Source organism: Arthrobacter sp. FW306-05-C (assembly GCF_021801725.1).
GTDB lineage: Bacteria > Actinomycetota > Actinomycetes > Actinomycetales > Micrococcaceae > Arthrobacter.
Window position 1 is genome coordinate 3570527 of record NZ_CP084556.1, and the last position, 20910, is coordinate 3591436.

Sequence of the window (20910 nt, forward strand, 5' to 3'; positions counted from 1 at the left end):
CCGGGGAATTGCTTTTAGGTGGAGGCGCCCTGCGGGACGGCCTGCCCCACAGGTTCGACCTGCTCTACGGCCTGGTCATTGGCGGTGAAGAAGCGGTCGCACAGCCAGCCGGTCAGGTAGAGCCAGGCACCCATACTGAATAACGGGATCAGCCCCGGAAGGCAGCTGCTGCCGTACAGCACGGCCGCGGACACGAACAGCAGGATGACTGTCCCCGCAAGGTGCCGCACGGCGAACCGGGACGACATCAGCAGATACTGCGGGAGCGGCAGTTCGTACCTGGCGTACATCGGGAACACGTAGCAGAAGGCACCGGCGACGAAGGCTCCCGCAACAAGCAGGACCACGGCCATGAGCTGCGGGAAGATCCCGTGGCCGCCTGAGAAGTAGTTCCAGTTCAGGACAAGCGCAGCCACCACGGCCATGACCGGAAGCGAGAGGGCATTGGCCCTGCCAAAGTTCCGGAAGTATTCGGCAGCGAAGCCCCGCAGCAGCGGAGCAGCATCGCCGGCCGCCCTTTTTCGCACCAGGATCTGCGCGGCCGCCGTTGCGGGGCCGGCACCAAGGACACCGAGGCCCAACACGGTGAACGCGATCCAGAGCAGGTTCAGGCAGGCAATCCATACAAGCGTGTCAAAAAACGAGTAGGCACGCGCACTGAAGGTCCCGGACAGCATGGCACGGCTCCCTTCTGTTTCTCGATCGTTGCAGGGGCGAAGCGGAACGTGTCCCGCATCACGCTGGTAATCGGTTTCTCGAAATCTAGACCTCCCGTCACACCACGGTCAAGTGGTTTTTTGAATCGTTACATAACTAGACTCGAAGTACGCGAATGCCGCACACTGAGTGATGGAAAGCGCTTGCTGGAAATATGCCAGCGCCTGGGACACTGGTGCCCGCGACGTGGTGCCGCCGGTCAGAACGGAGAACGATGGGAACGGCAACGGAAACCGCCGGCAGCGGCGCCGGCACGGCCACCACACCGGCGGCAAGGGTTGCGCTGGTGGGTGTACACGGCTTTGGCACCCACCACCTCCGGAACCTCGAACGGCTCCAGGCCGCCGGCAGCGTTGAACTGGTTGCCGTGGCGGACCCGCAGCCTCCGGCGCCGGGTGCCGTGCCGCCGTCGGCCGCTGTTTACCCGGGGCTTGACGACCTCCTGAAGGCGACCCGGGACCTGGACCTGGTTATCGTTGCCACCCCCATCCAGACCCATGCCCCGCTGGCCCTGGCCGCCCTGGCCACGGATGCGGAACTCTACTTGGAGAAACCGCCGGTCGCCTCCCTTGCAGACTTCAACCGGCTGTGCGAAGCCGCCGCAGCATCGGGCCGTGGAGTCCAGATCGGCTTCCAAAGCCTCGGCTCGCACGCCCTGAAGGCCGTCGAGGACCTGCTGGCCGCGGGAACCATCGGAACCCTGCAGGGCATTTCCGCCACCGGCCGCTGGGTCCGGGACCGGGCCTACTACAAGCGCTCCCGATGGGCCGGGAAACGGAGCATCAACGGTGTGGACGTGGTGGACGGCGTGGCCACCAATCCGCTGGCGCACGCCGTGGCAACGGCACTCCATATTGCCGGGGCGCGCACCACCACCGATGTGGCGTCCGTGGAAACCGAGTTGTACCGGGCCAATGACATCGAATCGGACGATACCTCCGTGATCCGGATCCGCACCGCCGCCGGACTGCCCATTACCTGTGCCCTGACCATTTGCGCCTCGGAGTCCGTTGAGCCTTACGTGACCCTCCAAGGCTCTAACGGGACGGCAGTGTTCCACTACACCGAGGACCGGCTCACGGTTGAAACAGCGGCGGGACGCACTGAGGAAACGTATGGCCGGGACGACCTCACGGAGAACCTCCTGGCCCACCGGTCCCGCGGGGTCCCGCTCATCAGCAGCCTGGAGGACAGTGGCGCCTTCATGCTCGTGCTGGAGGCCGTGCGCACAGCACCACTTCCCACTCCCATCGATCCCGCCTACGTGCGCTGGGAGGGCGAGGGGGACGCCGCGCACGCGGTGGTAGCCGGCATCGAGGAGGCCCTGGATCAGGCAGGCCGGCAACATGCCACCTTCAGTGAGCTGGGCCTGCCCTGGGCTGCAGCCGCCCCCGACGCTTCTATGTCTGTCAAGCGGGTGGAATAGGTGCGGGCATGGACCCTGTTGTCGCCGGGGCGGCTTTGGTGACCGGCCAGCTTCCCTTCCCCCACCGACGCTTCTATGTCTGTCAAGCGGGTGGAATAGGTGCGGGCATGGACCCTGTTGTCGCCGGGGCGGCTTTGGTGACCGGCCAGCTTCCCTTCCCCCACCGTTGTTTTGGCTGCTGGCGAAGCTTGCGGAGCTGTGGCCGACGGAGGCCTGTCTACCCGCAGGGCAAGGGGCGGGAAATTCCCGGAGGAAATCAGCGACGAAGACATCTCACGTGTTTAAGAAGTCAAGCAGCGAGGTTTGCAGCCGGTGGAGTAAAGGCTGTGGCTTCATCGAAACGGGTACCGGTGGTGAGGCAATGGTGGAGTTGACCGAGGAGGCGATTGAAGAGGTTCCGTTGGGCTGCTGCATGCCAGTCCCCGGCTGCGCGGCGGCGCTGGTAGTGGGCTCTGGCGCCTGGGGATCCGGTCAGGGCGGACAGCGCCCACATGTATCCGACGGTGCTGAGCCGGTCATTCTTGACGAATCTGCGGCCGACGAATTTCTTCTTGCCCGACGCTCTGGTGATGGGCGCGGAGCCGGCGTACGCCTTCAGCGACCGGGCGTCGGCGAACCGCTTCCTGTCGTCTCCGATCTCGGCCAGGAGCCGTGCCCCAAGCTGGTTGCCGATCCCGGGGAAGCTGAGCAGGATCTGGGCATCGGGGTGGGTGAGGAATGCTTCCTCGACCGCGGTGCTGAGCTGATCGACGCTCTGGCAGGCAGCGTCGAGGAGGAGCAGAAGGCTGGCCGCCTGCTGCCCCATGGCGTCTTCAACGGCCTGAGGCTGGCGGGCATGATCACCCCGAAGGATGGTCTTGATCCGCCGGGCCTGGGCGGCGATGCCGCGGGAGCGTCCAGCGCGGCGCAGCGCGGCTTCGATCCGGGCGGTGCTGAGCCGCGCAGCCGTGCCCGGGGTGGGTGCGATGCGCAACAGTTCCCTGATTTCAGGGCGGGTGAGCCCGTTCTGCCAAACGGCGGCAGCCTGCAGGAGCGCAGGGTAGAACTGGCGCAGCACGGAGCGGAGCTGGTTGGCCGTCTGCTGGCGTGCCCACACGGCATCCTGCTGGGCGCGGGCCAGGACGGTGATCGCCCGGGACTGCTCGCTGTCAGCCGGGAGAGGGCGGTGGGCGTGGGCGTCGGTCCGAAGGATGTTCGCCAGCACCAAAGCATCCCCCGGATCGGACTTCTTCTTGGAGACCCCATGCCTGTCGCGGTAGCGTGCGGCCGAGAGCGGATTGACCGCGTAAATGCTCCGGGTGCCGGCACGCAGGGCTGCGACGAGCAGGCCCTGGCTTGTCTCGATCGCCACCGGGACCGGGTTCAGGGGTGTGTCCCCGTGTTCGGCGAGCAGTTCCATTAGGTCCCGATAGCCTGCAGCGTCGTCCGTGATCCTGCGTTTGGCCAGCAGCTCACCGGCACTGTCGATGATGGCAATGTCATGATGGCCCTCGGCCCAGTCGATCCCGCAGTAGATGTCCAATCTGTACTCCTCGCAGTCAAGGTGCTTTCTATTCCCGGGGTGTGCCAGTTCGGATCACGCAGCGCCCTAATTCCAAGACTCGAAGGTCTGCCATCTCACCAGCCGTTCGTGAAACGAGTCCACTTCGGGCGCCCCGGTCTGACCAAGAGCTCCACGGCTCCCGGAGAAGGAAGGGGTCATCCCGCAGCCTGCACGCCACCACGAGAACCAAGTACCACGCCAACAGTTGGGGGTTCCGATGCCACGCGGGGTGGCGGAACCTGGCCGGCAAAAACCCCACGGCATTTGCCGGCCAGTCCAGGGAGATCCCGCGGCGTCAATCTGCGCCGTTACGCGCCGCTCTTCGTCGAGGGTTCAAGGACCCAAGAGCGCCGAAGGCGTCGCAGCAGTGCTGCGCCGCGGAATCCAGAGTTCCGCGGAGGGCCGCCGGCGAACGCGCCGCTCTGCGTCGAGGATTCAAGGACCCAAGAGCGCCGAAGGCGTCACCACCAATGACTTCACCGCAGAACCCCACCAAGACAGCCCCGCGAGCCAGAAGATCTCGTTCCCAGAACCGCCTTAACAACGAATTAGGAGCGCCGCAGGGACATTTCCTGCACCGCAGGCCCCGACGAAGGAGGGGCTAGACGGGCCGGAGCGGACACGTACAATCCGTCAGGACAGCAGCCAAAATGTCGAAGACAAGACAGGGCCAGGGACGGCGGAGCCCTGCGGAGCCGGCACTGGCCCCACAGCCGGCCGCGCCAGCGGACGCCCTTTCCTTGGTGAGCCCAGCGAACCTTCCCTCAGCACCCCGGGCTTGCTTTCGGCACCTCGACCTTCGGCGGCCGCGCGCGCCCATGGTCGCCGGCACAGTGTGTGCGAAATGGCGGTCCGCCGCCGCCAACCCACAGCGCAAGGAGGCCACGACGGCGGACCGCCCGCGGTGACCGCCCCAGCAACGGGACGGCCACCTGGAAGGACTACCCTGCGAGGAGCTCGGCCAGTTCGGCCGCGTCGGACACCAGCACGGCCCCGCCTTCCTTCAGGAGCCGGTGGCATCCTGCCGAGTTGGCGCTGTGCACGCTGCCGGGGACGGCCGCGACATGACGGGCAATGGTTTCGGCGTGGTGGGCGGTGTTCAGCGCCCCTGAGCGCCAGCGTGCCTCTACGACACACGTCACCCCTGCAAGGGCGGCAATGATGCGGTTCCTCTGCAGAAACCTGTACCGGGTCGGGGCGGAACCGGGCGGCAGCTCTGAAAGCGTCAGGCCGTTGCCGCTGATCGCGGCCGCGAGGTCAGCGTTGCCGGACGGGTAGTCCCGGTCAACGCCTCCGGCGAGAACTGCAATGGTGGCCGGGCCTCCTCCGGCGCTTCCGGCCAGTGCGGCGCGGTGAGCGTGAGCGTCGATGCCGTAGGCGAGTCCGGCGATGACGCAGATTCCGCGCTGGGCCAGGCCGTAGGCGATATCACCGGTGACGGCCGCGCCGTAGCTCGTGCGGTCCCGTGATCCCGCCAGTGCCGCGCATTTGGAGGGGTCGGGGATCCCGTTTCCGATGTTGCCCCGGTACCAGAGGCCTAGGGGTGCGTCCGGGAGGTCGTCCATCCCCGCGGGCCAGTGCTCGTCCCCGGGGATGAGGAACCCGCCGCCCAGGCGTTCGATGGTGGCTAGGTCCCTTTCCGGGTCCAGCTCCGGTACCCGGGGCGCCCAGCGCTTCACCGCGTCGGTCAGGTCCTCGGAAGTCACGTCCGGGAGGGTGGGGGCGGGTTGGGCGCCGGTGGCAAGCCGCAGGGCGGCGTACGCGCCCAGCCTGCCCACAAGGGTCCGCCCAACCGTGTCGTTCGGTTCGAACAGGCGGGTCAGGGCTGCGCGTGCAATGCGATCGTTCATGGTTTTTCTCGTCCTTTGCTGAGGATCCGGTGGGCGGGGCGGCCTTGGTGACCGGCCAGCTTCCCCTCTCCCCCGGGCGTTTTTTGCCTGCTGGCGGAGCATCGCGGAGCTGTGCCCGACGGAGCCGGGGCAACCCGAAGGGCAAGCAGCCGATGGCTTGTGGGAGGAAATAAGCGAAGCGCCGACACAAGGCATCGGCTTCGCAGCCGTCCGCAGGACGGTTGAGCCGGTGGAGCGGGCACGTACGATCCGCAGGAATCTCAATGATGTTGTCAACGGATATCGGCGGTGCCGCTCGGGTGTCCCGGCCGGTGGATGGCCGGGACACCTCGGGGGTTTTTAGTCCGTCCAGCCGGGGTAGGGCTTGCGGTCCTGCTCCGGGAGGCCGGCGGCCGAGGCGGGGAGGTTGTCCGGGCCGTCGGACTGGCCGGAGGCCCAGTGGAAGAACACCTCGGCGGTGATCGCTTCATAGCAGGCACCCTGGGAGCGGAACCAGTGCGTGGTGGTGTCCCCTTCGACGTAGGTTCCGTAGCCGAACAATTCCCCGTTCCCGTCACGGGTGCGGGCGACGGCGAGGATGATGTAGGGCCAGGATCCGGCGTCCCATCCCTCGCTGCCCCAGTTCGGCAGCACAGACCAGGCGGTGCCTTCGAGGGTGTCCATCCAGTCGTAGCCGTCTCCCGCCCGGTCATCGGCAGGAAGGGCCGGAGCGGAGACCGGTTCAGCGGTGTCGGCTGTGGCCGTGTGGGTCTGGGTTTCTGTGGTCATCAAGTGATTGCTCCGTTTCGCTCGGCGGGGCGGGTTCCTGAAGTACCGGCTAACCCTCTCACCCACCATGTTTTTTGCCTGCTGGCGGAGCATCGCGTAGCTGTGCCCGACGGAGCCGGGGCAACCCGAAGGGCAAGCAGCGGACGGGTTATGTGAGGAAATAAGCGCAGCGCCGAATACAACCCGTCGGCTGCGCGGCCGTCCGCAGGACGGTTGCGCAGGTGGAGCGGACACGTATGATCCACCGGACAGCAGCAAAAAAGAAAAAGAGCTTGTACCGTCCGAGCGCAGCGAGGCCCGCCCCCTGCCCTTGGCAGGCTGCTTTGAGGGTTTTATTTCTGATGCGCGAGTTTAGTCTTCGAAGTAGGTTGTCGTGCTGTCAGTTCCCGCGACGCGGGTAACGATCTGCTCTGCGAGGGTGTTGAGTTTCTGGTTACGGTTGCTCGATGTTCTGCGGAGGATTTCGATGGCTTGTTCCTTTGAGCACTCGTTTTGGGCCATGATCATCCCGCAGGCCAGATCGATGGCGGTCCTGCTGTCCAGGGCGGCCCGTAGGTTGTCCGCGAGTTCCTCGGCCACTGCGATTCTGATGGCCAGCCGCAGGGCGTGGCTCGCCGTGCCGGCGAAGAGTGCTGCTTCAGCTGTCGTCTCTGTCGTGAAGACACCTGGGGCAGGTGCGAAAAAGTTCAATGCTCCGCTGGCGCCTTCTTCAAGCTGCAGAGGGACACCCAGAACGCTTCGGTACCCAGACGCGGCAAGGTTTTCGCAGTACACAGGCCAGCGCCGCTCAGCAGAAACGTCGGCGATCAGGGTGGGTTTCCCGGTTCGCAGCGCTTCGGCGCAGGGCCCGTCTCCCAGACGTTGTTCAATTCCATCGAGCAGGATCGCTTCGTCACTGCTGCCGGCGATCGTTGTACTGCGTTTGCGTCGACGCAAGGTGACGGCACTTTCAATGCGTCCGCCGGTGGCCTTGCTCATGGTCGCAGCGGCATGGCCGGACATGCCGTCCAGAAAGCCCTTGATGTCAGCAGTGGCTATGAGGGCATGCAGCCGCTCGAAATCGCCGGTTTCTTCCTGTGCGGTCATTAATCAAATGTAGGAGCACCCTCCCGCTATCACAACCACGCACCTTTTGGAGGATCAGATGTCCTGCAGGTTATGGAGGGCGTCGGAAAGCAGTTCGGCGTCGATCATGCTCACCGGCAGCAGCCCATGAATGTAAGCTTCAAGCTCCAGCGGCCCGGCGGTCCCGCCGATCGCGTAAAACGCGATCCACAAATCGTCCGGCGTGAGGGTTCTATTCCTCAGCAGGATCAGAGCGGTTTTGCGCGCCTCCTCCATACACCCATGCTAAAAACTGCTCCACTCGACGTGCAAGGGGTCCTCCATTAAGGCATGACGGCGTGTGGATGCGGTCAAGTTCCGTCCTGCCCGCCGGCATTACGCAGCTATACGTGACGCTTGTGGCCTGACAGCGGCGTAGGTAGTGCCGTCGCGGAGCATGGCCCAAAGGACGTTGAGACGGCGGCGGGCCAGGGAGAGCATGGCCTGGATGTGGGTTTTGCCTTCGGTGCGTTTTCTGTCGTAGTAGGTTCGTGAGGCGGGGCAGCTTTTCAGGGCCGAGAGCCCGGAAAGGTAGAAGACCCGGAGCAGCCGGCGGTCGTAGCGTCTGGGCCGGTGGTGGTTGCCGCTGATCTTTCCGGAGTCCCGGGGCGCGGGGGCGAGTCCGACGACGCCGGCGAACCGGTCCGCAGTTTGGAAGACAGTGAGGTCGCCGCCGGTGGCGCCGAGGAATTCAGCGGCGAGGACGGGGCCGAAGCCGGGCATGCTCAGCAGCACCTGTGTGTGCCGGTGTTCGGTGACCTTCTCAGCGATCAGCGCATCCAGGTCGGCCAGTTCCTTGTCCAAGGTGATGATTTCCTGTGCCAAGGCGGCGACGATCGATTCCCCGAGGTGCTGGGCCGGGACGGTGGTGTGCTGGGACTTCGCTGCGTCCACGGCCGCCTGGGCCACCGCGGCGGAGGAACGGGTGCCGTGTTTCTTCAGCCAGGCGTGGATCCTGGCCTGACCGGTGCGGCGGATCCCGTCAGGGGTCCGGTGTTTGGTCAGCAGCAGCAACGCACCTTTAGAGCGGCTGTAGTCAAAGGCACGCTCAAGGGCGGGGAAGTATTCGAGCAGTTGGGCCTGCAGCCGGTTGATCGCCCGGACCCGGTCCGCGGATTTGTCAGCCCTCCGGGCGGTGAGGATCCGCAGGCCCGTGCTGATCTCATCCCCTGCACGCAGAGGCTGCAGATCTTTACGCACCCTGGCCTGGTCCGCGATCACTGCGGCGTCTTTCGCGTCCGTTTTGCCTTCGCCGCGGTAGAGCTTGGAGGCGTGGTGGACGACCCGGCCGGGGATGTAGAGGATGTTCTGGCCGTGGGCGACGAGGATGGCGATCAGCAGCGCGGGTCCGCCGTGGTTCAGGTCCGTTGCCCAAACGATTTCATCCCCGTCCCCGAGTCTGAGGACGTTGGACATGAGCTCGATCAATGCCGGTTCATCGTTGGGGATTTTTTGGGAGAGCAGACGGTTTCCGTCGGCGTCGATCACGACGCAGTGGTGATGGGCTTTGCCGGCGTCGATCCCGGCCCACAATTTCGCCAAAACAGCCTCCAGTCTGTCGGATGGTTGGAACCCAGCAGATAACCGCGCCGTCGTGTCCTTATCCGGCGATCATGTCGCGTCTCTCAATCAGCGGTCGGGTCATCGCGGGGTGGCGGGCGGCCAATCCTACGAAGCCGTCACGCGCGAGTCGTCCGGCCACAGCAACAAAGCCATACCCGCCTCCCCTGGGTAGCCACGACCCTACAACGGCCACGGAAAACTACCCGTCAACAACATAAGGACAGCAGCAAAAAACAGAAAAACGCTTCTACAGCTCGAGCGGAGCGAGGACGGGTTCTGCATTAGTGCCGAAACCGGGCTCCGGTACATTGGCCTGATGATCCGGGAGATTCGTCACGAGCGGTACGCCGAGTGGGCAGATGAAGTGTTATCTGTTGCAAACAAGGTCCTCCAGGACTGGCCATCCGAACCATCGTCCGATGAACAAGATTTCTTTCCATCGATCGCGCATTCGATCTGCATTTCTCACACAGAACGGTTGAAGGCTGCCGTCACGCTCTACAGAGCCGGGCTCGGTAACCACGCTGCACCGTTTGTGCGAATCGCCTATGAGGAGAACACTTGGATCCATTATTTGGCCACGCTTGAAGATCGCCGACTGAGAAATGAACTACTCAGCAGGATGGCGAATCTCAACGTGATGCAACGAGTACGGACGCAAAGCACCTTCTTTGGCCAGGATGAGGCAAAGGCAACAGGGTTCCTGGAATCTGCGCATAATGAGCTTGCTCCCCAATTCGAACAGAATCTGCGAAGTTTCGAAGAGTTGGCAACGAAGCTCAGCTGGCCATCGCGCCGAGCCCGTGGTGGGTACCCCGGCGCGCTCCCTAAGATTGCGTGGCTGGCGGAGAAGCGGTTCGCTGAGAAACACCCCCTACATGGTTTCCTCGCGGAGTGTTCCTCCCAGTACGTCCACTTCAGCGCTTACCAGACCATGCGGGGCGTAACCAAAGGCCTCGATGGCTCAGCGTCCTACAGTGATGAGTTTCAGCGCGGCATCGATTCAGGTTTTGCACTCGGCTGGCTCACTGAACTTCTCATCGACTGTTTCATCCCGTCGAGAACCTGGGTTTCTCCCGAACTCGACTTTGAGGATCAATGGCTCCGACACTGGCCGACCCACATGTTAAGGATCCAAAGAGATTTGGGCGCGTACGGACTTCCAGCACTGATGTACGCTGCAGATCTCATACGCCCGCAGAAGTAGGCCAACAGCCCGAATCGTGCCTAGGCGCCGTTGTTCTCGGGGGCAGCGACTACATGCTGGTGGCGGTAGAGCGTCGCGCGGCTCCAGCCAACGAGACGGGCCGCGTCCTTCGCGGTGCGGCCCTTGGCGCGGGCGTCTTGGGCGATTGCGAGCTTGTCCGCGATGACGGCCGGGTCGGACAGGGGCCGGCCAAACCGAGTGCCGTTTTGTCGTGCTGCAGAGATGCCGGCATTGACGCGCTCGACGATGAGCTCGCGTTCATACTCGGCAAGAGTTGCGAGCATGTTCAACATCAGTCGGCCGGTCGAGGTTACAGGGTCGATACCATCGGAGATGGACCGGACCTGGACACCGCGGCCGCGCAGCAGGGCCACCGTGTTCAGCACGTCGACCAACGAGCGGCCCAGCCGGTCGACCCGCCACACAACCACGGTGTCGCCTTCCGCGGCGTACTCGAGGAGCCTTTTCATTCCGGGCCGTTCGATCGCCGTCTTACTTCCGGAAGTCACATCGGCGAAGACATCGCGTTTCTGCACACCGGCCGCGACCAGGGCATCCAGCTGCAGCTGCGCGTCCTGGCTGGAAGTACTGACCCGGGTGTAACCCAGTAGCCTCACAAAGCAATTCTGACTCGAAAAGCCCCCGATGCACCCGCGGCGAGACAATTTACCGCAAGACGCCTTTCCGAGACGTCGAGTTCCGGGCCATTCCGCCCGCTCGCGCCGCCACCGCTGGCCCTCCCGCGGCCACGGACAGTGTCTTGGAAAGCTGTTACTTTGCGAGACAAGCTTCCGTCCCCGCCAAAGCTTGACCAAATATCAGCGAACGAGGACTTGGTCTATTTGTGTGACTCCCGAAGTGTTAGTGATCTCGCCCTTCGTCGGGTTCCGGATCCTGGCGTTTCTTCTTGGAGATCAGGTCTTGGCGATACCCTTCCACCTCGGCCGACTTGTTTTGCGACCATCGCCACCCGAAGTAGGAGCCCAGGATGCCGGCCAAGGCAAAACCAACCGCGACGACGATCTGCGACCCCGTTGTTACCTGAATCCACACACTGATGCCGATGACGAACAGAAGCAGCAAGCCTAGGGCCCATTTACCCCGCATCGATTACTCCCCTCAGATCCACTTCCATAGATCGGCTATCCGTCCAAGGTAGACGCTTCTCATTTGTCCGGCTGCTCCTGTTATAGCTCCGTTGAAAAATCCGGAGAGGGCTGCAGCATCTATTGATTGCTGACTTTCCCCGTTCATGCTAGCTGCCACAGCTTTACCTGTAAGGCCACCAACAGCTCCAGATGCTGCACCAAAAGCTGCAGCAACCGCTAAAGGACATCCAGCTCCGGCAGAGGCCACGCATGCCAGGCCGGTGATGACTGTAGGAATTGCAAATCCGATTCCGATGCCCACGGCGTCACCAAAGGTGAAGAGCCCAGTGGGATCGATGTTATTCATCGGATCAGCGCCGGCATATAGAAAGGAATTCTGTTCTTTGCCGGAGGGGTCTGGTTGGGTGAAGCGGCCGCGGCCGGGGTTGTAGTAGCGGGCGCCGAATTTGATGCGGTTGCTGGTGGTGTCGTTGTAGCCGCCGGCGTAGGTCCAGGGATTGGTGGCTGCTAGGGTCCCGGTGCTGCCGATGTGAAGCCCCCAGGAGTCGTAGGTGTAGGTCGCAGCTTTTGCCTGGGCGCTGTCGGTGAGCAGGATTGTCGAGCCGAGTGCGTCAATGGTGTAGTAGTAGCTGGCGCCGGCACTGGTGCGCATGCTGATGAGCCTACCGTCGGGGTCTCGGATAAACGAGGTGCTGGCACCTGATTTGGTCTGCTGCGCGACACCGAGGGAGCCGTTGAGGAAGCTGGTGGATCCTGCGGTGAGGCGTTCGTCGTTGCGGGTCCCTGCGTAGGTGTAGTTCGTTACCGTCGAGCCGTTGGTGTTGGTGGTGAATTGGTTGAAGACGTTGTACGCCTGGGTGGTGCCGGTGGAGCCGGCGAGGGTGGTGTTGCCGTTCGCGTCGTACCCATACATCACGGCCCCTGATGGTGGAGCGGAGCAGGTACCGGGTGTGGTGGCGTGCCAGCAGAGCTGGTCTGCTGCGTTGAACGTGGTGTAGACGGTGGCGGTCCCAGTCTTCGCTTCGGTCAGCCGGTTGCTGTTCGCGTCGTAGGTCCAGGAATCCGTGACGCCACCGCTAAGTGATGAAGTGAGTCTGTTGAGCTTGTCATAGCCGTAAGTCGTGACCGCTCCGGTGTCGGTGCTCATGGTCGCGCGGAGCGCACCGTCTTTTCCTGCACTGCTGGTGTAGGTGTAGGAACGCTTAGCTAGGACGGTGTTGCTGGCGTTGGTCGCGGTGATGTCCGTGATCTTGCCTGCCCCGTCGTACGTGGTGGTGTTCTTGACCTCGTTGGGGTACTTCGTGACGGTGCGCCGGTTGGCCTTGTCGTAGTCGAAGCCGGTGCATTTGGTGTTGTTCGGGAACACCAGGACGGCCGGACAGGACCCACCGGGTTCAGCCAGGGCGGTGAGCCGGTTGGCGCCGTCGTACCGGTAGGTCACGGTTCCGAGCGGGTCAGTGTAGGTCAGGATATTCGAGGCCCCGTCGTAGGTGACGGTGGTGGTGACCCCGCCGATGGTTTTACCGGTGGGCCGGTTCTGCGCATCCCAGGTGTAGGTGGTGGTCCCGGCGGCATCGACGCGGGTGGTGAGGTTGCCGGCGTTGTCGTAGGTGTAGGCGACGCAGGTGGCGGGCACGCAGGTTGCGGCGTACCGGATCTGGGTGATCCGGTCGTTGTTGTCGTAGGTGTAGGTCGCGGTCTGGTTCTTCCCGTCTTTCGCCGTCGCGACCCTGCCGGCCGCGTCATAGGTGTAGGTGGTGGGCCCAAGCGGGGCGGGCGGGGTCACGGTGGCAACGTTGCCTGCCGCGTCGTAGGCGTAGGTCGTTTGGTTGCCGTTGCCGTCGGTGGATCGGCACAGTGATCCGGGCTTGGCGCCACAGCTCGTTCCTGCCGCGTCGCCCTGGTAGTAGCGGCGGGGTGTACCGCCGAGCCCGTCGGGGGTCTGGATCGCTGACGGGTTTTTGGTGTTGGGGTCGTACTGGAGGGTGCTGGTGTTGCCTTCGCTGGTGGTGGAGGTGTCCGGGCGGTAGTTCAGGAGCGGGTCCCCGATAGCCGTCGGGTAGGTGAAGGACACCTCCCCTGCCGTCCCTGTGGGCCCGGCCAGAGGTGAGGTGATCTTCGTCAGGGAATTACCCGCATTGTAGGCGTAGGTTGTGGCCTGCCCGAGCCCGTTGGTGCTGCTGGTGCGGTTGTCGTGCCCGTCAAACTTTGCCGAGGTGGTGTTGCCGTTCGGGTCCGTGGTGGTGAGGACGCGGGTTTTGCTGGCGTCCAGCGTGTAGGTGGTCTGTTTGCTGTTCGGGTCGGTCAGGTAGGAGAGGCTGCCGTCCGCGTTGTGCGTCTGGGTCCAGGTCGCGGCCGCGGCGGTGCCTTGGCCGTAGGTGATGGTGTTCACCCATCCGTCCGCGGCGTAGGTCAGGGCCGTGGTGTTGGTGCGGCCGTCGGTGTAGGAGCTGAGTTTGCCGTTGCTGTAGGCGAAGGTGGTGACCGCGCCGGTAGCCTCGGTGATCTTTGACATCCGGCCTTCGCCGCCGCCGTATTCGATGTTCACGGTGCGGTTCAGGGAGTTGTCCGTGATCGCGGATGGCTGGTTCAGGTTGTTCGTGTCGTTGTAGACGTAGGAGACGGTGCGGCCCTGGGTGTCGGTGGTCTGCGTCAGCCGGCGGTTGCCGTAGGTGTAGGCCACGGTATTCGGATTCGTAGCATTCGCATCGACGGACCGGACCAGGACGAAGTTGGTCCCGTCGTCCTGGTAGACGTTGATTACGCCAGTGTCGTTGAACCGCAGCCAGTACTCGGTGGTGGAGATCTTCGTCAACGAAGCGTTCAACTCCGGTGCCATCGCATAGACTCCGGCGGTGTTGGCGAACGTGTACCAGCCGCCGTCCGGGGCCGTATAGATCATGTTCCCCGTCGCGGGATCAAACCGCAGTGCCGTTTCCAGCCGGCCCATCGACAGGGTGGGGCGGTGGTCGTACCTGGTGTTGTACCGCCAGGCGATGTTCATGTCCTGCCCGATGCCACGGATGTTGAACAGCCGGCCGGTGAGCACGGCGTTGCCGTTCGTCGGATTGAGTGCGAGTTTCGCGGAGTCGGTAAGGGTGTGGGGAACCATCGAGGCCTTGCCCCTGGCCCCTGACTGGGAACCGTCAACGGTGACCGGTGGGAGCAGGTTCGCGTTGTTGAACCAGCCCTGGGAATCGATCACGTAATTGACGGGGCTGGCCCCTTCGTTGTAGATCATGATCTTCCCCGTTGTGGCGCTGGGTCGAACGACAACGTTGTTGGACGCCGGATCCGGGGAGTAGTTCACGGTGCTCAGGTTCGGCTCGGGCTCATCAGAGGGCCAAATCCGCAGGAACCCGCCGCCACTGCTCAACGGGGTCACGTTCATCATCACGCCGGCCAGGTTTGTCGAGGCTGCGGGAAGCCCGCCGACCCCGGCAATCTGCAGCTCGATCCTGCCATAGGGCGCGATTGGGGTGTTCGTCAGCCTCGAGTCGTACAGCCGGGACTCAACCGTCGTGAAAGCACTGTTGGAGACCTGCCCGTCAAAATAGCCCTGGATATCAACGATCACGTTCACCCCCAAGGTGGACGCATAGTGCTTGATATCCACGACGCCGGCGGCATTGAGGTTCAGCACCGCCGCGACGGCGGTGATCTCATTGCCGCGGAAGTTCAGTGAGGTGCCCGGGCCTGCCCCGGCGTCGAAGCCGCCGCCGGGAAGCGTCTCGAAAATCGGGTTCGGGGCATCGGTGCTGATAACGGTGATATTGGCAAACACAGCCGTTGCGGTGTCCGGGACCCCGCCCTTGCCCTTCAACGTCAGGCTCTTGATCCCCGTGCCCGTCCAGGCACCGGCCGGGTAACCCGTCCCGTCGCGGGTATCAATCACCCGGGATGTTGGCACCGAAACGAACGCGCCCGGAGCCGGGGTATCCCCACTGGTGAAATAGCCCTGAACATCGACGATGAACTGCTGCGAGGTAGTGGCCAGCAAGGCAAGCTTGCCGTCGGTCCCCACGGCGACAATCGCGGAATTGGACATCGTGTCCCCGGTCCCGGAATACAACACCGTCGTCTCACGCTGCCGGGCGGTGTTCGGCACGACCTGCGCTGCACTGGCACTGGTACTTCCCACAACCGTCAACGACACCAACACCGCATCCACACCAGTGGTCGGGACCCCGCCTGCGCCCAGGATCTGGAACGGGTACCACGTGTTCGGCGTCAGCGGACCGGTAATCCCGCCCTGACCGGTTCTGGTGTCCACCACCCTGCCCTGTACCGGCACAAACACACCGGCCTGCACCGAAGGTGTGGACTGCATCGGAGCCAGGCCCGGCGTCTGGATGGAGGCCGGAGCAGCGGAGACCGAACCGACACTCCCAGGAACGGCGAACGCCGGTGCGCTTAGCCCCGCGATCGTGATGCTCAGGGCAACAACGGTGGTGATCACCGCCCTGATGGCAAGAAAACCGGCTGAGACAGGCCGAAAAATGGCAGAACGAATCGAGCGCTGAACAGTAGACATCCCCCACGAGCTTTCTACGAAAAGATCCGCGGCAATCCCCAGTTATCGAAAGCCCGAACCCCCCAACGAGTGATGCCCTGACGCTAAACCCCCACGCCAAAAATCAGCAACGATTTGATCAAAACCTTGGACAAAACTGCGGAAGTGCCCGCCATCATTTTCGAAAGCCCATCCGTCACTGTCGTGCAGTTGCGCTGGCCGCGTTCTTGGCAATGCCTGGAGGTCCGGACGACCGCCGCCAAGGCTGATCATCCTGGGTGATGTACTTCGTGTGCTCCCATTCCGGGCTAAGGGGCTGCCCCGGCAACGGGTGATGGGACCGGTTCGGCGGTGGCGTACAGGGTGTTGAGTTGTCGGTAGAGGGTTCGGGCGATGTAGCGCTTGAGGGATCTTCGGATTTCGCGGTAGCTTCGCCCTTCCTGCGTGCGTTTGGCGACGTAGTCCCGTGTTCCGGGATCGTGGACCATTCGGGTCATCGTGATGGTATGCAAGGCCCGGTTCAGGCGCCTGTCACCGCCCCGGTTGAGCCTGTGCCGGACGGTGTTGCCGCTGGAGGCTGGCAAGGGATTCACCCCGCCATTGACGCGAAGGCGGCTTCGTTGCGGAGCCTTCCTGGATGGGACCAGGCCGTCAGGACGGTCGCTACTGTGACAGCCCCGGCGCCCACCATCTCCAACAAGGGAGCTGCGGGGCTTTGCTGGATCAGCTCAGTCATGCGCTTCTGGTTCGCGGCCAGCTGTGTTGTGACTTCCAGGACGCGGCGGGCCAACCGGACGGCTTCTTCGCGGGCAATGGATAGTTCGATCGGTTCCTGCCGGGCCCGCCATCTGGTGATCGTGGTGATCTGGGCGGGAGCCAGCGGTTTACGGGCGTCGATTCCCAGATCGTTTGCCCTGAGCAGGGCCAGGAGTGCGTTGGCATTCAGTGTCCGGTCCCGGGTCAGCTGGTCCCGTGCTGCACTCAGGATCCTGAGTCCGGCACGCGTTCCTTCATCCCTGCGAGGGGCCCGGAGCTGGGACTCCTCGAGGCCCAGGACAGCGGTTCCGATGGCGGCAGCGTCCAGCGGGTCGGATTTGCCGATCCCCCGGCGACCGCGGGCGTTCATCCTTGGTGCTTCCGCGACGTCGTAACCAGCGCTGGTGGCTGCCCGGGCCAGGCGTGCCCCGTAAGTGCCGACGCCCTCAACGGCCCATAGACAGGCCATGTCGCCGCTTGTCCGTCGGCCGACCCAGGCAAGGGCGCGGGAAATCCCTGCAGGGGTGGTCGGGAACTGCTCGCTCGCGACTTGTCGCCTGGTACTGGCCTCGATGATGGCGTAGGTGTGGGTGCGGGCGTGACAGTCCACGCCGATGACGAACGGGCGGGTCTGGGCAACGATAGTCAACGCTGCGGCCCTCCTTCCTTTCAAACGGGCAAGAACGGCCGCATAACGGCCGGCACTGGGCCTGGAAAGAGTCACCTCGAGGCAAAACTGTGATGAGCCACAACCTGCAGAGGCTGGGCAAGCTTCTAATCAAGCCACCGACGTGGGACAGGCCAACGCCGGCCGCTCCAACCCGGCGCGGACAAGTCGGGGGAAACGCACCCTCAACGGGGCAAGTTGTTTTTCGAGTCACGCCCCGGGCAGAACGACCGGCACCAACACTGCCAGCTAGTCCCAGACCAACCACGTCAAGACTCACAGCGGTTTTTGACCTCCCGGCCTTCTGATGATGGACCGGGCGGGACTGCAGGAGGCGGCAGCCGAGGGTGCAACCCGGCCCGGGAGCCAGGGTCGGCTGTACGCCGTCAACCTCCTCACGGACGGTCTTTCCCCCTGCCTGACGGCGGCCCCGTCCCCTGCGTTCGGCTGGCAGCTCGGGCAGGATGACGACGCCGACCCCGCCCTTGCACGGCAGGTGGGCTTTGAGCTTGAGATCCGGGACGCCCGGGGCGGGGTGCTGTGGAGCTCCGGACAGATGGCCGGCGCTACACAGCGGGGTGTTCCCTACGGCGGCCCCCGGCTCGCGGACGACACGGACTACGCGTGGCGCGTGCGCATTCTGGACGCAGCCGGCAGTCCTGGCTCTTGGTCCGCCCTGCAACCCTTCAGCACCGGCCTCGGTGACGGCTCCTGGCAGGCCGGCTGGATGGGCCGTGCCCCGGGTGGACGCGCCCCGCTGGAAATCCTCAATCATTCACTCCGCGTGGCCGGTTCCCCTTTCCTGCCCCTCCCCTCCCCTGCGCTCCGGAGCTTCCGGCTTGAAGCGCGGCTGCGGCCCGTGATGGGCTTCGCCGGGCTCCTGCTCCGCAGCAGCGGCGCCGGAACCGGATTGCTGCTCGAACTGGACCCGGACGGCAGCGCTGTACTGCGTCCCGCCCCGGAATGGGAGATCCCCTCCCCCGTGCCCGACACTCCGGTACTGGCCAGCGCCCGGGCCAAGGATCCGGCGCCGGGCAGCTGGCGGGACCTGGTTGTCACCGATGACGGCAGGACCATTCGCGTCACACTGGACGGGACGGAGCTGCTGGCCGTTGACCAGCCCGCCGCTGCGGATGATTCCGCCCTGCTGGCGTTGCATCAGGGCCCGCGGAGCCAGGCCGAGTACGCCGCGCTGCGGCTCACCGACACCACTGCCGGCAGGCCGGAAGCCCTCATTTTTGACCACCGCTTCGACGTGGACGATAACCAGGGCCTTGCCTGCCTGGCCCAGTGGCCCCGGACCACCACCCACCGCCAGCCCGACGAGTGGACCCTGTTCCGCACGGCCCTCCAGCTGTCCGGGACGGTGCGGCGGGCGCGGCTCTATGTTGCCGCACACCACCACGCCCAGCTCTCCGTGGCCGGAACGCCCTGCCTGAACACCACATCGTTCGGCTACCCCGGCGAGGGCTATTACGACGCCGCCGACGTCACGGAGATCCTGGCCGGGCAGCCCGCCGGTTCGGCGGCCCCGGTGACGGCCCTGCTCCACTGGTACGGCCCGGGCCAGGGCCGGGCAGCGGGGGTCCCTGGCCTGCTGGTCCGGCTCACCGTGGACTACGACGACGGCCGCCGGGACGTTCTCGCCTCCGGCCCCGGCTGGTCCGCCGCCGAGGCGCCGTACCGCCAGTCCGGCTACCGGAACGATGAGGGCGATCCGGTCGAGCACCTGGACGGGTTGGCCGCTGCGGCACTCGACCCGGCCGATGACCTGCCTGCCGCTGTGGTTACGGGCCGCCACCCGTCGTCGGACTTTCCCCGCCTGCACCCCCGCCGGACGCTCCTTGCCGGGGAGTTCGTGGCACCGCGGCAGTTTTTGACCGCCGACGACGGCACGATGGTGGCGGACTTCGGCCAGGTCCTTCCCGCCCGCCCGGAGGTGGATTTCCTTGACGGAGTCCCCGGCCGCACCGTGATGCTCCGGGCCGGTTACGCCCTCCGCCCCGACGGCAGGGTTGACGCCGGGAAGACCGCCAGCCAGAACACGGACATGTCCTTCCCCTACACCCAGGCGGCCGGGCCACAGCAGTTCCGCGCCTCGGTGCACCTGGGTTTCCGCTACCTTGAACTGCCCGGGATCGACGCCGCAGAGGTGTCCCGCGTGGGTGCCACTACCGTCCACGCCAGCCATCCCGGCGAAGGCAGCTTCAGCAGCTCGGACCCGGTCCTGGACGCCGTGTTCGGGCTGCTGCGCGACTCCGCGCTTTACGGGGTGCAGGAGCAGTTCGTGGACACCCCAACCCGGGAGAAGGGCCAGTTCCTGGCGGACGCCGCCAACATTTCGTATGCCACCATGGCGCTCTTCGGCGAGCACACCTGCACGGTGCAGGCCCTGCGGGAGTTCGCATGGTCCGCCCGCCGCTACTGGAGCGCCGCAGGGGAAAAGGGCCGCTACAACGCCGTCTACCCCAACGGCGACGGCAAGCGGGACATCCCCGACTTCTCCCTGATGCTGCCGGAATGGGCCGAGGAGTACCACCTGCGAACCGGGGACTTGGCCCTGGTCCGGGAGTTGCTCCCCCACCTGTGCGACACGGCTGATTATGCGCTGCGGTACGTTCCGGCGGAGGGCCCGACGGCGGGACTGGTCACCAGGCTGGGCGGCGGCTCCGGACCTTACCTGCACGGCATCGTGGACTGGCCCGCGCCCGGGCGGTTCGGCTACGACATGGAATGCGCGGCCAAGACCACCGTGAACGCGCAGGCCTACTGCGCGCTGGTCTCGACAGCCCGGCTTTGTAGCGCGGCAGGCGACGAGTCCGCCGCGGTCCGTTATTCCGCCGCAGCCCGCGGCCTTGCCGACGCCATCCGGACCCGGCTCCGGGTGGACGGCGTCATGGTTGACGGACTCCACGGCGATGGCACACCCAGCTCCCACGCCTCCCAGCACGCAACATCCTTTCCGCTGTCCCTGGGCATCACCGATCCTGGATATGCTGCCACAGATGCCGACCGGATCGCCGGGATGGGCATGCGGCAGGGGCCCATGACTGTGCACCGGCTGGTTCGGGCCCTGCTGGGCCAAGGCAAAACGGACGCTGTGCTGGACCTCCTCACCAACACGAACCAGCCCGGCTGGGCCCGGCTCCTTGACCGCGGGGCCACCTTCACTTGGGAGGCCTGGGACCTGGAAGACGGCACGGACTACAGCCAGTCGCATGCCTGGTCCGCGTCGGTCGTCAAGGAGATCCTGGAGTACCTGCTGGGCATCCGTTACCTCGTTCCGGGCGGCAACGACGTGCTGGTCGAACCGCCCGTGTGCCGGCTGGAGCATGCCCGCGGCAGCGTTCCGGTGGGCAACGGATACGTGCATGCGAACTGGCGGCGCCGCGGCGGCTTGGTGGAGCTGGAGTGCACGGTGCCGCCCGGAACCGCAGCCACGGTCCGCCTGCCCGCCGGCAGCTACGGGGTGCAGGGACCTGGGATCCTGCAGGACCAAGGTGCGGATGCCGCCGTCGTGGATTCCGCTGCAGAAGCCGACGAGCAAATCCCCGGCGCCGCCCGCGAATTCCGCGTCCACACCGGAACCTGGACGTTCACCCCTGTTTGAACCCTGCGAGTTGGCACTTCGCGGCAATCCGGTCGCAAGCCACTGCCGCGAAGTGCCATCTCGCGCAGGGGTGCAGC

The 20910-nt window shown here is 64.9% G+C and carries 13 protein-coding genes and 1 pseudogene; 3 read left to right on the forward strand and 11 right to left on the reverse strand.

Translation table 11 applies throughout. The annotated features are described in order from the left end of the window. Positions 1 to 14: 14 nt before the first annotated feature. On the reverse strand, positions 15 to 677 hold the full coding sequence (locus LFT44_RS16635) for a YesL family protein (RefSeq protein ID WP_236799532.1): 663 nt from the start codon (positions 675 to 677) through the stop codon (positions 15 to 17). 254 nt (positions 678 to 931) lie between these two features. Here LFT44_RS16635 and LFT44_RS16640 point away from each other — a divergent pair, with 254 nt between their 5' ends. Then, positions 932 to 2143, forward strand: coding sequence for a Gfo/Idh/MocA family protein (locus LFT44_RS16640; RefSeq protein WP_236799533.1), 1212 nt, complete (start codon positions 932 to 934; stop codon positions 2141 to 2143). 289 nt (positions 2144 to 2432) lie between these two features. On the opposite strand, the gene LFT44_RS16645 is transcribed toward LFT44_RS16640, so the two are convergent. The 6 genes from LFT44_RS16645 to LFT44_RS16670 all read right to left on the reverse strand — a co-directional run bounded on the left by LFT44_RS16645 (position 2433) and on the right by LFT44_RS16670 (position 8950). Continuing rightward, positions 2433 to 3713: an IS110 family transposase gene (locus tag LFT44_RS16645; RefSeq protein WP_442863784.1), complete on the reverse strand. Its 1281-nt coding sequence runs from the start codon at positions 3711 to 3713 to the stop codon at positions 2433 to 2435. A 914-nt stretch (positions 3714 to 4627) separates the two neighbouring features. Further along, positions 4628 to 5536, reverse strand: a complete 909-nt coding sequence (gene dprA / locus LFT44_RS16650) for a DNA-processing protein DprA (protein WP_236799535.1) — start codon at positions 5534 to 5536, stop codon at positions 4628 to 4630. A gap of 339 nt (positions 5537 to 5875) precedes the next feature. Then, positions 5876 to 6304, reverse strand: coding sequence for a hypothetical protein (locus LFT44_RS16655; protein WP_236799536.1), 429 nt, complete (start codon positions 6302 to 6304; stop codon positions 5876 to 5878). Positions 6305 to 6655: 351 nt separating this feature from the next. Continuing rightward, complete coding sequence (locus LFT44_RS16660; RefSeq protein ID WP_236799537.1) at positions 6656 to 7390, reverse strand: GAF and ANTAR domain-containing protein; 735 nt, start codon at positions 7388 to 7390, stop codon at positions 6656 to 6658. Positions 7391 to 7444: 54 nt separating this feature from the next. Then, positions 7445 to 7645: a hypothetical protein gene (locus LFT44_RS16665; protein WP_236799538.1), complete on the reverse strand. Its 201-nt coding sequence runs from the start codon at positions 7643 to 7645 to the stop codon at positions 7445 to 7447. A 99-nt stretch (positions 7646 to 7744) separates the two neighbouring features. Beyond that, positions 7745 to 8950, reverse strand: coding sequence for an IS110 family transposase (locus LFT44_RS16670; protein ID WP_236799539.1), 1206 nt, complete (start codon positions 8948 to 8950; stop codon positions 7745 to 7747). A gap of 337 nt (positions 8951 to 9287) precedes the next feature. Here LFT44_RS16670 and LFT44_RS16675 point away from each other — a divergent pair, with 337 nt between their 5' ends. Further along, positions 9288 to 10178: a hypothetical protein gene (locus LFT44_RS16675; RefSeq protein ID WP_236799540.1), complete on the forward strand. Its 891-nt coding sequence runs from the start codon at positions 9288 to 9290 to the stop codon at positions 10176 to 10178. 20 nt (positions 10179 to 10198) lie between these two features. On the opposite strand, the gene LFT44_RS16680 is transcribed toward LFT44_RS16675, so the two are convergent. From LFT44_RS16680 to LFT44_RS16695, 4 genes and pseudogenes are all read right to left on the reverse strand, one after another. Further along, on the reverse strand, positions 10199 to 10795 hold the full coding sequence (locus LFT44_RS16680) for a recombinase family protein (protein ID WP_236799541.1): 597 nt from the start codon (positions 10793 to 10795) through the stop codon (positions 10199 to 10201). A 244-nt stretch (positions 10796 to 11039) separates the two neighbouring features. Beyond that, on the reverse strand, positions 11040 to 11261 hold the full coding sequence (locus LFT44_RS16685; RefSeq protein ID WP_236799542.1) for a hypothetical protein: 222 nt from the start codon (positions 11259 to 11261) through the stop codon (positions 11040 to 11042). Positions 11262 to 11297: 36 nt separating this feature from the next. Further along, positions 11298 to 15746, reverse strand: a complete 4449-nt coding sequence (locus tag LFT44_RS22010; protein ID WP_272910866.1) for an RHS repeat domain-containing protein — start codon at positions 15744 to 15746, stop codon at positions 11298 to 11300. A 362-nt stretch (positions 15747 to 16108) separates the two neighbouring features. Continuing rightward, a pseudogene (locus LFT44_RS16695) lies at positions 16109 to 17205 on the reverse strand (IS110 family transposase). Positions 17206 to 17533: 328 nt separating this feature from the next. Here LFT44_RS16695 and LFT44_RS16700 point away from each other — a divergent pair. After that, positions 17534 to 20833 carry a family 78 glycoside hydrolase catalytic domain gene (locus tag LFT44_RS16700; protein ID WP_236799543.1) on the forward strand — a complete coding sequence of 1100 codons (3300 nt, stop codon included), beginning with the start codon at positions 17534 to 17536 and terminating at the stop codon, positions 20831 to 20833. The last annotated feature ends 77 nt before the right edge of the window (positions 20834 to 20910 follow it).

Excerpts from the sequence above, each read along its gene's own strand:
- LFT44_RS16660 (WP_236799537.1), bottom strand. The coding sequence starts at position 7,390 with ATGACCGCACAGGAAGAAACCGGCGATTTCGAGCGGCTGCATGCCCTC.
- LFT44_RS16655 (WP_236799536.1), bottom strand. The coding sequence starts at position 6,304 with ATGACCACAGAAACCCAGACCCACACGGCCACAGCCGACACCGCTGAA.
- dprA (WP_236799535.1), bottom strand. The coding sequence starts at position 5,536 with ATGAACGATCGCATTGCACGCGCAGCCCTGACCCGCCTGTTCGAACCG.
- LFT44_RS16700 (WP_236799543.1), top strand. The coding sequence starts at position 17,534 with ATGGACCGGGCGGGACTGCAGGAGGCGGCAGCCGAGGGTGCAACCCGG.
- LFT44_RS16665 (WP_236799538.1), bottom strand. The coding sequence starts at position 7,645 with ATGGAGGAGGCGCGCAAAACCGCTCTGATCCTGCTGAGGAATAGAACC.
- LFT44_RS16635 (WP_236799532.1), bottom strand. The coding sequence starts at position 677 with ATGCTGTCCGGGACCTTCAGTGCGCGTGCCTACTCGTTTTTTGACACG.
- LFT44_RS16675 (WP_236799540.1), top strand. The coding sequence starts at position 9,288 with ATGATCCGGGAGATTCGTCACGAGCGGTACGCCGAGTGGGCAGATGAA.
- LFT44_RS16640 (WP_236799533.1), top strand. The coding sequence starts at position 932 with ATGGGAACGGCAACGGAAACCGCCGGCAGCGGCGCCGGCACGGCCACC.